Source organism: Vibrio sp. V38_P2S17PM301 (assembly GCF_009904845.1).
GTDB classification, from domain to species: domain Bacteria; phylum Pseudomonadota; class Gammaproteobacteria; order Enterobacterales; family Vibrionaceae; genus Vibrio; species Vibrio proteolyticus.
The window spans coordinates 80,427-95,656 of sequence record NZ_WXWO01000108.1 but is presented as its reverse complement, the minus strand read 5'-3'; the positions used below and the strand labels follow the sequence as shown (position 1 = coordinate 95,656).

Annotated in this window: 16 protein-coding genes; 8 read left to right on the top strand and 8 right to left on the bottom strand. The window is 50.0% G+C overall.

Annotated elements, in window-relative coordinates; translation table 11 throughout:
* Positions 1-169: 169 nt before the first annotated feature.
* Positions 170-1,177: a porin gene (locus tag CAG64_RS22965; protein ID WP_161457832.1), complete on the bottom strand. Its 1,008-nt coding sequence runs from the start codon at positions 1,175-1,177 to the stop codon at positions 170-172.
* Positions 1,178-1,624: 447 nt separating this feature from the next.
* On the opposite strand from CAG64_RS22965, the gene CAG64_RS22960 reads away from it, so the two are divergent.
* From CAG64_RS22960 to CAG64_RS22940, 5 genes are all read left to right on the top strand, one after another.
* Positions 1,625-1,987 (top strand): hypothetical protein, encoded by a 363-nt coding sequence (locus tag CAG64_RS22960; RefSeq protein ID WP_161457833.1) that lies wholly within the window; start codon positions 1,625-1,627, stop codon positions 1,985-1,987.
* A gap of 100 nt (positions 1,988-2,087) precedes the next feature.
* Complete coding sequence (locus CAG64_RS22955; protein WP_237668443.1) at positions 2,088-4,145, top strand: protein-disulfide reductase DsbD family protein; 2,058 nt, start codon at positions 2,088-2,090, stop codon at positions 4,143-4,145.
* Positions 4,129-4,653: a protein disulfide oxidoreductase gene (locus CAG64_RS22950; RefSeq protein ID WP_237668182.1), complete on the top strand. Its 525-nt coding sequence runs from the start codon at positions 4,129-4,131 to the stop codon at positions 4,651-4,653. Before CAG64_RS22955 ends, CAG64_RS22950 begins: the two co-directional genes overlap by 17 nt.
* A 24-nt stretch (positions 4,654-4,677) precedes the next feature.
* Complete coding sequence (locus CAG64_RS22945; RefSeq protein ID WP_021706205.1) at positions 4,678-5,412, top strand: thioredoxin domain-containing protein; 735 nt, start codon at positions 4,678-4,680, stop codon at positions 5,410-5,412.
* A gap of 241 nt (positions 5,413-5,653) precedes the next feature.
* Positions 5,654-6,646 carry a porin gene (locus CAG64_RS22940; protein WP_161453293.1) on the top strand — a complete coding sequence of 331 codons (993 nt, stop codon included), beginning with the start codon at positions 5,654-5,656 and terminating at the stop codon, positions 6,644-6,646.
* Between the two features lie 276 nt (positions 6,647-6,922).
* On the opposite strand, the gene CAG64_RS22935 is transcribed toward CAG64_RS22940, so the two are convergent.
* Positions 6,923-7,918, bottom strand: coding sequence for a succinylglutamate desuccinylase/aspartoacylase family protein (locus CAG64_RS22935; protein ID WP_161457834.1), 996 nt, complete (start codon positions 7,916-7,918; stop codon positions 6,923-6,925).
* Positions 7,919-8,162: 244 nt separating this feature from the next.
* Here CAG64_RS22935 and CAG64_RS22930 point away from each other — a divergent pair, with 244 nt between their 5' ends.
* Both CAG64_RS22930 and CAG64_RS22925 read left to right on the top strand, forming a co-directional pair.
* A complete protein-coding gene (locus CAG64_RS22930) occupies positions 8,163-9,068 on the top strand; it encodes a DMT family transporter (RefSeq protein ID WP_161457835.1) in 906 nt (301 codons plus the stop codon).
* A 41-nt stretch (positions 9,069-9,109) separates the two neighbouring features.
* The gene (locus tag CAG64_RS22925) at positions 9,110-9,715 is read left to right on the top strand and encodes a glutaredoxin domain-containing protein (RefSeq protein ID WP_021706209.1); all 606 of its coding nucleotides are present in this window, start codon (positions 9,110-9,112) and stop codon (positions 9,713-9,715) included.
* Between the two features lie 82 nt (positions 9,716-9,797).
* Here the strand turns inward: CAG64_RS22925 and CAG64_RS24010 are convergent, their stop codons facing one another.
* From CAG64_RS24010 to CAG64_RS22915, 3 genes are all read right to left on the bottom strand, one after another.
* Positions 9,798-9,932: a hypothetical protein gene (locus CAG64_RS24010; RefSeq protein ID WP_021706210.1), complete on the bottom strand. Its 135-nt coding sequence runs from the start codon at positions 9,930-9,932 to the stop codon at positions 9,798-9,800.
* Between the two features lie 80 nt (positions 9,933-10,012).
* Positions 10,013-10,366, bottom strand: a complete 354-nt coding sequence (locus CAG64_RS22920) for a hypothetical protein (RefSeq protein WP_161457836.1) — start codon at positions 10,364-10,366, stop codon at positions 10,013-10,015.
* A gap of 50 nt (positions 10,367-10,416) precedes the next feature.
* Positions 10,417-11,619 carry a multidrug effflux MFS transporter gene (locus CAG64_RS22915; protein WP_161457837.1) on the bottom strand — a complete coding sequence of 401 codons (1,203 nt, stop codon included), beginning with the start codon at positions 11,617-11,619 and terminating at the stop codon, positions 10,417-10,419.
* A gap of 91 nt (positions 11,620-11,710) precedes the next feature.
* On the opposite strand from CAG64_RS22915, the gene CAG64_RS22910 reads away from it, so the two are divergent.
* Positions 11,711-12,592, top strand: coding sequence for a LysR family transcriptional regulator (locus CAG64_RS22910; protein WP_021706213.1), 882 nt, complete (start codon positions 11,711-11,713; stop codon positions 12,590-12,592).
* Between the two features lie 35 nt (positions 12,593-12,627).
* Here the strand turns inward: CAG64_RS22910 and CAG64_RS22905 are convergent, their stop codons facing one another.
* From CAG64_RS22905 to CAG64_RS22895, 3 genes are all read right to left on the bottom strand, one after another.
* Complete coding sequence (locus tag CAG64_RS22905) at positions 12,628-13,935, bottom strand: peptidoglycan DD-metalloendopeptidase family protein (protein WP_443084055.1); 1,308 nt, start codon at positions 13,933-13,935, stop codon at positions 12,628-12,630.
* Between the two features lie 190 nt (positions 13,936-14,125).
* A complete protein-coding gene (locus CAG64_RS22900; protein WP_021706215.1) occupies positions 14,126-14,425 on the bottom strand; it encodes an isoamylase early set domain-containing protein in 300 nt (99 codons plus the stop codon).
* A 128-nt stretch (positions 14,426-14,553) separates the two neighbouring features.
* Positions 14,554-15,180 carry a hypothetical protein gene (locus CAG64_RS22895; RefSeq protein WP_161448068.1) on the bottom strand — a complete coding sequence of 209 codons (627 nt, stop codon included), beginning with the start codon at positions 15,178-15,180 and terminating at the stop codon, positions 14,554-14,556.
* Positions 15,181-15,230: the final 50 nt, after the last annotated feature.

The following is a 15,230-nucleotide window of genomic DNA, read 5'->3' as shown; positions in this document are numbered from 1 at the left end:
ACGAGTTCGAATCAGAGCTAAGGCACTGATACATCACGAACACTTCAACCGTAGTACATAAAAATCACATTTCAAATGCAACGTGCCACATACGTGAAGATGTACAAAAAAACGCCTGCTCCTAATGGAGCAAGCGTCAATAATTACTCTTGGACAGAGTGGGACGAGTTTATAGGTAGTAACGCACACCCAGCAACCACATGTCATCTTCAGCGACATCGATGTCATTGCCCAAATCGAACTGATAGCCAGCGAAGCCGACAAAGCTTGGCGTAAAGTTGTATTCGGCCTGCAGTGCCATTTGGCTGTAGATGGTGTCGTTGTTCTTGTCGTCTTCCACACCTTCATAGTTGATACTGATATTCAGGCTGTTGGCAAACGCGTAAGCCAGCAGACCTTCCATCGCAATGGACTCTTCCAGGCCACGATTCATGTATTCGTTCATGGCATAAACCCCCGCCACATACAAACCTTTACCATAGGTACCGTAGCTGGCGCTGAGCATGTTCGACACCGCAGTGTCTTTCGCGCTTGTCCATTGAACATCACCCGTGTTGTACGCATAGTTGAAGCTGAACCCAGCAATCTTATACGTCAATGCCGCTTGTACGCGGTCATCATATTTGACGTTGGCGGCATTCAATTCATCGGTTTTCGACCCCTGCCAGCCTAAGCCAAACGAGAATTCACCGACATCACCGAAACTGAACCCGTTGCGGTACGAAATCATTTTATCCGCACGGCCTGTGCCCAGCGGGCCATGATCGTCATACAAGAAGTCGTTCGCATAAGCGATCGGCATATCAGCAATACCCGCGGCGTCGTAATACGGTGACCATTGTGTGCCCACAACAATCCGGCCGTAGCTGTCGTGCGTCAGCCCAATGTAGCCCAGACGCGTCGAAAACGACTCTTCACCGCCATCAAGATAGTTCAGCGCCCACTCTCCTTTTGCATCGGCGGTAAAGCCATTGCCAATATCCTGAGTCGCATTGAAATTGATACGTGGAGAAACCTGCTGGACTTCCGTATCGCCCTGTTCAGAGCCACCGAGACCAACAGAAACATGACCACCCACTGAAAACGTGGTCCCTGCATTGTTGTAAAGTTCTACTGCGAATGCCTGTGATCCAAACGCCGCAGTAGCCACTGCCATAGCTATAAGCTTTTTATTCATTTTTTATTTCCATATTTTGTTGTGTTTTTTGGTCCACCGTCACCGAGTTTGTTACCACCCGGTTAACAGTTAGATTCAATGTATCTATGGAAACAGAGAAAGTTGCATAAAATGATATAAAACGATAAAAACACATTTATCAAAAAGAAAAAGCCTTTCTTTTCATGCAGAAAGATAAAAATCATCAAAGTCATTGAGATAAGTTTTGATGTTACAGTTAGAAACAATGATGACTGACATTAAAACGAATGTCTCACCCATTCAGACCCAAAACCATCAATAACAATTAATCAACATTGTTATACATCTGACTGCATTAACGTACCAGACATTATCCACTGGCCAGACACAGGATCCGGTTACAATTCCACGTGAAAACAGACTTGATCTTTGTGCAAAAACCTCTAGCCTTTGAATCGCTTATTGAACATCAACAAAGAGTTTACTGTGCGCCTATTCCGCCGAACCACATCCGCGTATTTATCACTGCTGCTAGCGGTGATGGTGGTCGTGCTGTGCGCAGTGAAAACCACTACCGCGTATCAGAACGCTCCTCAGCCGTCTCTGTCCGTCAATGTTGATGACAGCCACGACACACAAGCTGAAAGCTCAGCGTCACCGTGTAAGCTGACAGAGAAGCTACTCACCCAGTCTCTGGCAAATCTGGAAACCTTGACGCCGCTACTGATTCTGATCGCCCTGCTCTTCTCTGGTGCCGTACAAACCCAACAAGTGCAACGAGCTGCACCGTCTGAGTTCACCGTACCCAAATTACGTATCCACATCACTCACTGTATTTTCCGGGAATAGAGTGCGACGTCTTATTTCGTCGTATCACTATTTTTGGAGAAACCATGTGCACAAATTAATTACTTGTCTGTTGTCTGACAGACGCTTTATCTTACCTGCGATGCTGGTCATGCTGTGCTTTGCCACGCTGCCCGTGCAGGCTCAAACAACCGGCTGGATACAAGATCCTGCACACCCGCCCGTCAAAGTCCGGTTACTGTCGACCGGCCACCTGGACAGTGACAATCGCACCCTGGAAATGGTGCTTGATGTCGCGTTAGAGGGAGAGTGGAAAACCTATTGGCGCAGCCCCGGCGAAGGCGGCATCGCTCCGGAGCTGGACTGGCGTGAATCGCAAAATATTCGCAACATCGAGTGGCGCTGGCCAGTTCCGGCTTACTACGAACAGTTGGGTGTGCAGACGCTGGGCTACAAGCATCAGGTCCACTTCCCACTCCTGGTGGAAGTCAATGACCTCAACCAGCCTGTCCGGCTCAAGGCCAACCTGCGCCTGCCCAGTTGCACCAACATTTGTGTGGTCACCGATTACCCCATTGAGCTCAACGTAGATCCACACGATCTAAGCCCTGACAGTGAAGCTGCGTACCTCTTCGCTCAGGGCAGCAGCCAGACGCCAACCCGAAACGGGCAGATTGAAGCCGTGGCCAACTACTGGGATCACAACGCTCAGACTCTGACAGTTGAACTGCGTAGCGAGACTCCCTGGCAAGAGCCTCAGGTATTGATCGATGGTCCGGACGTTGCCGATGATTTCTTTTCCGAGCCAACGTTGCAGATTGACGGTCACACGCTGTTTGCACGCTTTCACGTCAGCAACTGGCTGGGTAAGGCAGATCTTCGCGACAAATCCGTGCTCATCACCGTTTCGGACACACTGCTGTTATCCGAAACCCGCACCCTAGTGTCGACCACGCCACTCACCCTGCCGCAAAATGGCAATGTCTTATGGATGATAGGAGTGGCGTTACTCGGAGGCTTGATCCTCAATATCATGCCGTGCGTTCTGCCGGTGCTAGGGATGAAAATCAACACTTTGCTGGTCAACCAGAGCGCCTCTCGTGGTCATATTCGCCTGTCATTTTTGGCCTCTGCAAGCGGGATCATCACCTCGTTCCTACTGTTGGCTCTGGGACTTTCGCTACTGAAATTCGCCGGTCATGCTGTGGGTTGGGGGATTCAGTTTCAGAACCCGTGGTTCATTGGTTTTATGGCACTGATCACCCTGCTGTTCTCGGCCAACCTATTTGGCCTGTTTGAATTCCGATTGCCTGGTGGCCTGAATACCTGGCTGGCGACGAAAGGAAATCACTCTTACTCGGGTCATTTTATCCAGGGCGCCTTTGCAACGCTGCTGGCAACACCATGCAGCGCGCCATTTCTCGGTACCGCCGTGGCTTATGCGCTGGCCGCCAGTTACCTTGAAATGTGGATGATTTTTTTCGCACTTGGAGTGGGCATGAGCCTGCCGTGGCTGGTGATGGCGGTTTGTCCTTCGTTGGTGAAATGGCTACCGAAACCCGGCCGTTGGATGAGCCACGTTAAGTGGTTGTTTGCGGGCATGATGCTCCTGACCAGCCTATGGCTGGTGTGGTTGATGAAAAACTTTACAGGCACCGGGCTTAGTCTGCTCATGATGGGAACCGTGCTGCTGAGCATAGGCGTGTTGCTCGCACGCCGTTATGGCCGTCAGGCAACGGTGCCGATGGCGGTGGTGACAATCTTCGCGCTGGGCGGTGGATTGATCACTGGCAGCCTGACCGCCAACAGTTGGGCCACCCCGATCGTCGACGATCTCACCTGGCAGCCGCTGGATGCGACAGCCATTCCGACTTTGGTCAGCCAAGGTAAAGTGGTATTTGTCAACGTCACAGCGGACTGGTGCATCACCTGTAAAGCCAACAAAATCGGCGTGATCTTACAGGATCCGGTCTATAGCGCTCTGAAAGCGCAGGACATCGTACTGATGCAGGGCGACTGGACCAAGCCCAGTGATTCGGTCACGGCCTATCTGCGCGAACACGGCCGTTTTGGCGTGCCATTTAACATAGTGTATGGGCCTGATGCCGCCAGTGGAATCGCACTGCCCGTCATACTCAGTGATACTGAGGTAATACAGGCCCTTCACTCTGCCGGGAGCGATCATGACAAGAAAAAGTGAGGAACCAATCCGGACTTCAAGACTCAAAAAGTGGTCAAAAGAACTCGGTTTGATGATGATCGTTGTGGTGGCGATCTCACTGCTCATGGATCGCTATTACAGCGCCGATATGCCCGATGGAGACGCGCCACCGATTGTGGCTACGGCTCTATCTGGTGAGACCATCGACGTCATTAAAGCCAGCCGTGAAAAACCGGTTATTGTGTATTTTTGGGCGACCTGGTGCGGTGCTTGCCGCTGGGTTAGCCCAACGATCAATTACTTTGCCGACCAGCATACTGTCGTCTCTGTGGCACTTTCATCCGGTCAGGATGAACGAGTACGACAGTACATGCAGGCTAAACAGTATCAGTTCAGCGTACTCAATGATTCCACCGGGCATATTAGCCGGGATTGGAACATCGCTGTTACGCCGACGATCGTTATCATCAAAGACGGCAAAATCAAGAGCATCGCAACCGGCATTACCTCTCCGGTTGGCTTGTGGCTCAGAACTCTCTTCGCCTGACAGCGAGAATAAAGGAATACCTACATGAAAAAATCAATCGTCAGTATCGCACTCGCATCCACCCTGCTTTTCACGGCCAACGCGATGGCCTCGCTCTCTCCTGCTCAGCAAAAGCAGCTCAACGAGATTCAGCAGTTACTGGAAAATAATCCTGATATTATCAGTGATCTCCACGCCAGCTTGAATCAGTATGTGGAAAGTCAGGCGCAATTTGAACAGGTAAAACAAGCTAGCCAGGCCTGGCTGAACAACACCCAGGTTCACAGTGTCACCGGCAATCCGAATGGCAACACCGTGCTGATCAACTTTACCGACTACAACTGTCCGTACTGTAAAAAACTTGAAGCGGGCATCGACCAACTGGTCAAAGAATATAACGACGTGAAAGTGATCAATATTTACGTACCGCTGCAACAGCAACAAGTGGCTGGACTGGATACCAATTCCGCCATCTACGCGCTGAATGTGTGGCAGAAAGCACCGGATAAATTCGCTCAGGTGCATGCGTTGTTGGTGGCGAAAAATGGCCGTCACACCAAAGAGTCTCTGGAGGCCATTGCGAAGAAAACCAACACCGCACAATATCTGGTCGCGAATAAAGATGTAGAAGCGTCGATCATTAAAAATCTGCAAACATTTACTAACTTGGGTCTGCGCGGTACGCCGGCCATTTTTGTTGGCGATGACGTTGTGCCGGGCTTCATTCCGTACGCGCAGCTCAAACAAATGGTTGAGAAGGAAATCAATAAAAACAGTTGATTTATCAATCTATTAAATCAGAACGAAGTCTAGAGAAAACTGATTGTTTCCTCATTAATCTGTAGTAAAACTGCTTGCCCGCTCTGCATATCAGAGCGGGCATAATTAATATTTTCTAAATAAAACCGACACTTAACAGTCACACTCCAGAAATCAAACTTTCATTTTAAACATCTACCTTACTTCCCATCCCAAAACAATCGGGCAATGAAGCTCAAGTACGACTAATAAGGTAAATAAAATGAAAAAAGCAGCAATTTCTACTGCGATCCTGACAGCATTGGTATCTGGTTCTTCTCTGGCTGCAACAGTTTACAGCAATGACGGCACGGAACTGAAAATCGGCGGCCGCGCAGAATTCCGTGGTGACTTCAATGGTGCTGAAGACGGCAAAGACATCGAAGGCACAATGAAAAACAAAAGCCGCGTGCGTGTAAACGTCGTGGGTTCGACTCAGATCAGCGATTCTCTGTCTGGTTTCGGTAAGTACGAAGCAGAGCAATCTGTTTTGTCCTCTGGCGACAAAGACGCGAACACTGAATTCAAACAACGTTACGCTTTCGCGGGCCTGAAAGGCGACTTCGGCTCAGTCTCCGCTGGTCGTCAGGACACCGCAGGCGTTCAAATCTCCGACATGTCAGATATCGGTACTTACACAGGCGATCAGAAAGCCTTTATCAATGCCGGTAACGAGCAGATCAACAACACGTTTGCATACGGCTACAACACCGACGCATTATCGATTAAAGCAAGCTTCATTGCTGGCGAAGAAAAAGACACAGATGGCTACGGTATTTCTGCTATTTACACTCTGCCTATGGGCCTGGGTTTTGGTCTGGGCTACGCGGCCAATGACAATGGTCAGGGTGCTGGCTCGGCAAACCAAATCATTGCTGGTATCAACTACGAGATGGACGCACTGTACCTGGCAACCACTTACACCATGGGTGATCTGGATGACGACGCGGATACCGAATTTGAAGGTCTCGAATTCGCGGGCCACTACAAATTTACCAAACAATTCCGTCTGATTGCGGCTTACGTGAAACAAGAAGAAGACGCAGCGAAAAATGACAGCGTCGATACTGCTGACTTCTTCGAGCTGACTGCACGTTACGACTTCAACAAGTCTATCCGTGGTTACGTTGCGTATAAACTGAACAACCTGGACGATAAAGACACTGGTTACGACGTTAACGATTCTGTACGTCTGGGCCTACGTTACGACTTCTGATATTTACCTGTCCGTAAATACTCGTGAAAACTCAGGCCGGGCATCTGCTCGGCCTTTTTGATTGCACCAGATAAGTTCAAGTTTCACCAGAAGAAGGCAAATCGGATATATTCAAAACTTCAAGTTATTATAAATCAATCACTTAAAAAGTGGCACGCGAACTGCAATACAGTAAGTACAAATGCTCGGCAGCGTTTGTGCTTCATTTTTATAGTCCCGGCAGAGACTATAAAGAGTTTCATGTTCTTTCCGCCTCCCTCTCGGGAGGCGTTTTTTTTATTTGACCAAACGCACCAGTAACGCCCCGGGCTCACGCAGCGCATCATTGCAATAACTGACCACCACCCCGGAATCCGGAGCCAGATAGCGATGCACTTCGTCGCCAAACGCATCGTACTGGATCGCCAGTAGATCATCTTTATTGATGCGGTCTAGTAAATTGACCTGTGGCAGAACAAAACCACCACAGCTCGCGCGTACCGAAATGACCTGTTGCGCTTTCATCGTATCTTGCGTGCGCACGACCTGCCCCTCACACACGCCGTAATGACGCAGAGTATTCATCACACCGGCCACTGCTCGATCAATCAAATCCGGCTGGGTTACTTTACCCATACCGACTTCCACCGTAATGCAGGGAACACCGTGATTGTTCCATACCGTCTCCAGCACTCCCTCTTCCCCGGGATCATCTAAAATCATGTCCGGATTCATCAATCGAGCCAGGGTCGCTGCGGATTCGACGCGACAATCAGCAAACACATACAAAGGATAAACCGTACCGCGTGTCTGAGTATGCAGATCAATGGCCATATCTGCGTTCGGCTGCAGTAAATGCGTCCAGATAGCATGCAGGTATCGCTGCGCCGCATCGCCGTCCGGATTTCCGGGAAAGCCACGGTTAAGGTTCGCGCTGGGTATTTCCGGATCTGAGCTGGTAAAATCACGACTGTGACTAAGCACACCGGGCAGATTCATCAGCGGCAACACCACAACCGTCCCACACAGCGGTTGCTGATGCAGCGCACGAGCCAGCGCCTGGGCGGAGAGAATCCCGTTCATTTCATCACCGTGTACGCCTGCTGTGATCACCACCCGGTGACCCGCGTTTTGTCCTTTGATAACTCTGACTGGCACATGCTGAGGCTGCCCAAGCGCCTGAGTCCCGGCCTGAAACCAAAAGCTGTGCTCACCCGGTGGTAAGTCTTCCACATCCAGGCGTTGGATCACTCTTTTTCCCTGAACCACGTCATCCATATATTCGGTTGGCATCGCTACGTCTCCCTGAAATCCAAACCGACCATCACTGCGGCAAGGCCACACCCGCCAATCAAGATAAAAAAGCCCGGGCAGATGTGCCACCCATATGAGTCATAATCCTCACCGACATCACGCAATTGCCTGCTTCAACGCGGCGTCCTATTGAAATAGCAGCAGATAATCTATGCAGACGCTCGCTTATTGCATTCACTTGGGTATATGATTTAACGAATTTTTTACTGATAGCTTTAATTTCATGATCACCAGACATCATCATCCAGTCCAGGGGGCCAGTTGGATGCTGACCGCCGGCCTAGCTTTCGCCATCGTCAATAGCCTGACTCAAATCGCCAGTATTCACTATGGCCTGACGTCGACAACCGTCGCTGTTATTCAGTATGCCGTTGCCCTGATTGTGATTCTGCCGTATCTGCGAACCTTAGGGATTCGCCACTCACTGCGAACGAACCACTTTCCGGCTCATGTATTTCGAGTCTTTCTGGCCGTTATCGGCATTCAGTTGTGGTTGTGGGCCTTGGCTTACCCAGTGCCAATCTGGCAGGGAATTGCGCTGCTGATGACCTCTCCGTTATTCGCCACCCTCGGTTCGGGATTGTTTTTGAAAGAGAATGTTGGTCCGGCACGCTGGATTGCTACCCTGACCGGATTTGTCGGCGCCATGATCATTTTGGAACCCTGGTCTGATGATTTCAGCTGGGCTGCACTATTACCGGTCGGCGCGGCGTTCTTCTGGGCCTGTTATTCGCTGATGGTGAAAAAACTCTCCAGTTACGACTCTCCATCTACCATGGTGGTTTATCTGCTGATCCTGATCACTCCGTTTAATATTTTCCTCGCCATTCCGGAATGGCAGACACCTCAAAGCGCGACATTATGGCTGGTATTGATTGGCACTGGGGTTATGACAGCGCTGGCTCAGTGGGCTATCGTTAAAGCGTATGCGGTGGCCGACGCTTCATTTGTTCAACCATTTGATAACGCGAAGTTGCCGCTGAACGTACTGGCAGGTTGGCTGGTCTTTAGTTGGGTTCCGCCTGGTCGTTTGTGGCTCGGGGCCGCTTTTATTATCGGCTCTGTCGCGTTTATCACCCAATGGGAAGCGAAAAAATCCCGTCGTATGCTGAAAGAAATTCAGTCTTAGACGGTTCTAATGGGATAAGCGCAATGTGAGAGAGAACACCTATGGCTAAGCCAATTAAGATCACCCTTTACCGCTGGGCGGGAAGCTGGGGCCCATTTAAAGTCAATATTCCCTGTGGCGAGTGCACTCTGACCAAAGACATTCTCAATGATACGTTTGAGCATGAACTGGCTGATGTACCCGTAGAGCTGGAAGTCAAAGACTGGCTGTCACACTGGTGGGAACCGCTGAAACTGGGGGCATGGCATGCGCCGATTCTGGTTGTCGAAGGCAAAGTGGTCAGTCAGGGGGAAGCGCTCAATCGCGGTGTGTTGGTGCAGTCGGTGATTCAATCGTGGACCAAACGAGACAAGTTAAAAGGCAACATTGTTTATGGTAAAGCAACATGCCCTTATTGCGTCAAAGCCAAACAGCTGCTGGACAATGCAGGTATCGAATACCGCTACCATGACGTGGTAAAAGAAAGCGCAGCGCTATATCGAATGATTCCCGAAGTCAAAGCCATCATCGGCGAAAAAACGCCCGTAACGGTGCCACAGATCTGGCTTGACGGCCAATACGTTGGTGGTTGTGACAATCTGGAAGCCTGGCTGGATGAGCGGGGTTTAAAGTACGTCCCGGACAACGTGGTCAATCTTGACGCCTGAACGGAGTGTCTGACAGCAAACCAGTAAAAAGCCCCGGCATCACTGCCGGGGCTTTTTGGGAAAGTCCATTTGCTGGCGTCTATTACTTCGCCATCTTTTTCATCATTTTTTTAAAGAATGATGGTTTTTTCGCTTTTGGCTTACCGTAAAACGCTTCATGCATCGCTTGTTTTGCCACCATCTGTCCCAGATAGGCTGAACCCAGTTCGTAACTCATCTTGTCTCCGATCATGCACTGGAAATACCGCCAAGAATTGTAATCGGGATCACAGAAAAAACAAGCGCCATATCACATTTTTATTTGTCACGTTTTGGTTGACGATAGGTCTTCCCTGCTGCTTGATACGTATCTTTACGCTTTACTTCAAACATCGCATCAAAGAACCAGGCAACGAATGCAATCACGTCATCACCCTCATTCATGACGTGTTCAACAAACTCTTCTTCTTCGCCATCATCATTTGCTTGCGTCGTGACGTGATAAATGCGCTTTTCACCGTCGATGTCCGCCAAAGCAAACTGGCCGCTCAAAGACAATGCCGCTTCGGCCACGTCACTGTTGTCACTCGTTTTCAGTAGCTCCAGCGCCCGTGGCAGGGTTTGTTGTTCGCATGCGGCTTTCACCAGAGCTTCAAATTCTTTCTGTTGCATGGAGGTATCCTCTAAAAGTTTCGCGCATTGTATCAACCCCCTTTCGGGTTTCAAGCGAACTCTCGCCCGCCCAGACGACGAAACTGGCGCAACGCGAGCACTGTAATCATGCTAAGCGCCACTAGCAGGTAAAATCCGCCCAGCGCATCCTGATTGGTCACCCAGTGCTCCACCAGATACCCGCCAAACAGCCCGGCTATACACATCTGTACAGAACCAGACAGCGCAGACACGGCGCCAGCCTGTCGTTTGTGCGGCTCGAGCAACATGCTCAGCGACAACGGGAACGACATCCCCTGTGCAATGGTCAGACAGGTAAACGCCCAGGTCAGGTTAAAAATAGTCGTCGGCGTATTGAGCAGCCACAGTCCGGAAAAAACAATGATCGCGATGGCGAGCAGCATCAAACGGCTTCGGGACATAAAACGGTTGAGCACATTGAGCGAGACACTGCCAATCAGCAACCCGGCAGACGGAATGATCATGATCGAACCGTACTCAGCAACACTCAACCCCAACTGATGCTGCATAAGAAACGGCAGTACCGACAGAGACACCAGGCTGCCAAGGTAACTCACCCAGTTGAAACTGGCGCTGCTGATCACTTGAGGGTTGCGGATCAGTTGCCAATAGGTCACAACGACATCGCTTAACCGAAAGCGCCGTTTGGCATAAGGCAAAGTCTCCGGCAATATTCGCCAGCCGAGAATAAAGATCGCACTCAAATACAAAAGCACAAACACAAACACCGCCTGCCAGCCAAAGTGGAACGCGATCCAGCCACCGAATACCGGCGAAATGATCGGCATAATCGATGCCGTCACGGAGATGTAAGACAAAGCTTTGGTCAGGTGCACGCCATCATAACTGTCGCGCAGCACGCTGCGGCCAAGTACCGACGCACTGCCGGCGCCAAGTCCCTGTAGCAGACGTCCCGCTTCCAGCGCCGTAAAGCTGTCCGCTCCGCTGAGACACAATACTGTGCCAACAAGATACACGCCTTGACCGAGCAGGAATACCGGGCGGCGTCCAATGGCATCGGACATCGGGCCATAAAACAGTTGTGACAACCCAAACCCAAGCAGGAACAGAGTGACCAACATTTGTACCTGAGCTTGCCCCACCGCCAACTGCTCGCTGATCACTGGCAGTGAAGGAAAGTAAATACTCACACCTACCTGCCCGGTGGCGATGATCATCATCGCCAGCAGCATCGGTGTTTTTTTGAAACGGTCTGCATCATTTTTCTTCATATCAACCATTCTAAATTACCAACTCTTAAGTGATAATCTATTAAAATGGAAATAAATTAAGTCCTTTTAGGAATGAGTGTAAGGTGGGAATATGGATTGGATTCAAGGCATCGACAGCTTTATAAAAGTTGTCGAAGAAGGCAGTTTTAACGGCGCAGCCCGCCGGCTCAACACCACCAGCTCAGCCATCAGTAAACGGATTCACTGGCTGGAAGAACGGGTTGGTGTGCAACTGCTAAAACGCACCACACGCTCAGTCACGCAAACCGAAGCCGGTGCGCTGTTTTATGAACGCGCTAAAGATTCGATAGACCGTTTGCAGTCCATCATCGATGAAACCCGTTCAGTCAGTCAAAGTCCGGCGGGCCTGCTGAAAATCGGGGCCACCATCGCGGTCGGCTCAAAGTTTCTGGTTCAATATCTGGACGACTTCCTCAAGCAATATCCGGATATCCGGATTCAGCTGACGACCACCGCGCCGGGCCAGATACCGGAGATGAGTCTGGATCTGTTTATCAGTCGTGAACTGGAACAATTCAATTCGCTGAGTTACAAAGCCACGCCACTGTTTGAACAGCGGATCGGTTTTTACGCCTCCCCCAGTTACATTACCGAGTACGGTGTGCCGACCACGATTGAGGAGCTCAAACAACATAAGGTTCTGATTTGGGGTGAACGCCCCCAGCGGGAGTTTAAGTTTTCGAAAGGCAAGCGGACGGTTCTCAGTGGTAACTTCGCCACCACTAACCCCGAAGCGCTGTTTTATGCCGCCAAAAACGGTATGGGGATTCTGATCAGCAATGATGTAATGATCAAAGAAGATGTACGCTCGGGCGCTCTGGTGCGCATTTTGCCCGACGTGACGACCAACGATTCCACCGTCTACGCCTATTACCCGAAGCTGGATTACGAACACACCCGCACGAAATTGTTTCTCAATTACTTGAAAATGCGCTTGTCTCAGGCCGGATAAGGCTCTCCCCCAGACACACCGGGGGAGAAGCGATGTTAGCTTTCCACTGGCTCGGTTTTCGGTTCCACGTTCGCTAGCTTGGCTTCTTGTGCTTTTAGCATGGCGTTGAGCTTGTCACGGTTGGCCTTAAACTGAGCCATTTCCGCTTTCGGTACTGAACTGGCCATCGGAATTTTTGCTGTCACAGGGTTCACCGGACGACCACGCATAATGAACTCATAATGAATGTGCGGTCCGGTTACGCGGCCGGTGGCGCCAGACAAGCCAATGCGCTGACCACGACTGATTCGCTGGCCTTTTTTCACCAGAATCTTGCTCAGATGCAGATACCGGGTCTTGTATGCGCCGCCATGCTGCAACACAACATATTTGCCTGCGTACGGGTGATTGCGAGTCATGATCACCACACCGTCGCCTGTTGCCACAATCGGCGTACCACTTGGCGTAGCCCAATCCGTACCGTTATGCGGGGCAACCCGACCAGTGACAGGGTGGTGACGATTTGGATCGAACTTGGAGCTCATACGGTAATTGCCTTTAAACGGATGACGCTGAAACGCGCGCTGCAGACTATTACCATCCTGATCGTAGTACTGACCATCGCTGTGCAAATAAATTGAAATGACCCGATTGCGATTATAAATTCTGACCGCCTCAATTTCGCTGTTCCCCGTCATTTCATCGCCGACATACTGACGTGACTGCACCACTTCAAAGCGATCACCAGCCCGCAGGTCACGCTTGAAGTTGATCTTGTCTTTCAGCAAAGTCACGATTTGACTGATTTCAGCGCTGTTGAGGCCAAGTTTGTTAACCGATGCGGACAAACTGCCATGAATTTCTCCCACCACCGGGACTTGTTTCCAGGTGCCCGGGATCTTAACGTCACGATACCCAAACGAACCATCATCCAGACGCGTATAAACCGCATGTTCAGCAATATTGAACACCAGTTCCATTTTTTTCAGATCGCCGGTTTCTGTTTTCCAGAAGCGTAGTGTATTACCTGGTTTGAGCGTATCGAGCACCAGATAGTTTAAATCGGTTTCCATGACTCTCATCAGCTCCTGATAGGAGAATCCTAACGTGCTGAATATCGAGCTCAGGTTGTCACCTTTCGAAATTTGGTATTCATAATCAGGGATGTCATGAGCCGCCTGATTTTCAGCCAGAATGGTGTCAATCACCTGAGATTCCGGCAACGAGAGCTCAACAGTGCCCTGGAGCGAGCTGTCTCGCGAAGAAGAGAAGATCGCGATCGCTACGATAGGAAGGCACGCAGCTAGGATCTTTTTTTGTTTTGACCACGCTGAAATACGCGCAGCTACAGACTTCGGACGCACAATAAGCCTCAATAGAGTGTAAACGAAGTTATTAGACTACGGTTTTGAAAAAAAATTTCTAGGTTTGGATTGTAAAAGTAAGATCAAAAAAGGCGCAATTGCGCCTTTTATATTTACCAGACTTTTCCAAGTAAGCGTTCACTTCGGCCAAATTTATCATTTGACCAGCTCACGGCAAAAAAGTGGTCAATCATGCGTACGTCACCACAGTGGAATTATCTTCACCGAAACCATTTGGCTTATAATTGTCAGCATGAGGATCGTTGACCCAACGTTCGTTATCGATCAAGTAGCGAAATTCAAACTCACCGTCTTTTGGCAGACGGGTTTTGTATTTGTAACATTTGGATTTCGCCACGCGCGTCATTTCGATCGGCTGCCACTGCAAAAAGTCGGCAACCAGCGCCACCGAATCTCCGGCCAGTTCTTGAGGTAACTCAAAAGTCACTTCCACTTCGTCTTTGGTTTTAAAAAATCGCTTATTAATCATCTCAAACTCCGTTTTGTTTCAGGTGTCACGACGTTCTCATACCTTGTTAAATATCAGCATTGCTGTAGAAGCACGCCCGATACCAACGTGGGCCTGAGCTTCCGCTTTCCCCTGTTCCAACAGGATGATTATTGTGTCTTCAGCAATTTAGCCTGCGAAGATATCGCAAAAAGTATAGCGTGACTTTGCATCGGTGCGTCCGCCATTGATTGACCAGCTTCACGAACTTTCATATTAACCCGCACTCCGTTCGGTTCTGCTGTGACAGCCGTGACTTCAATTCTGTCGCCAAGAAAATGGGTATCCGCCACCACCATACGGCTTCTTTGCGAATCAAAACGAAACAGCGTCAAATAATAAAAAGCCCCCGAACCCTGATTGGAAACCACCATGGGCGCAAGATAGAGCGCGTCGCCCTCGGTCGTCCACGGTATAAGCCGTTGGGTATCCACCACCACTTGGCCTCGCTCGATGCCGTCGTCATACCGGCCGCGAGCTTGGTGGAGATCCGGGTCATATTGATCGATAAACGCGAATGCTTTGCTTTGCGGAACTTCAATCGTCCATGGATTTGCGGATTGAATCGAGAAAACCTGATCTACAATTGGATCAGCAGACACCTTCTGAGCAGGAAACTTAGCCAGAATCTCCTCATCACTGAGGCTGAAACGATAAACGCCGGCAATGGCAACAATGACCAGCAGCACGATGGGAATAAGGAGAATAAGAGGTAGGGGTAAGCGTCGCTTGTTCATAATCGATCCGGTGTCTTGTATCTTGGTTATTAGGATAGCTAATGGCGATA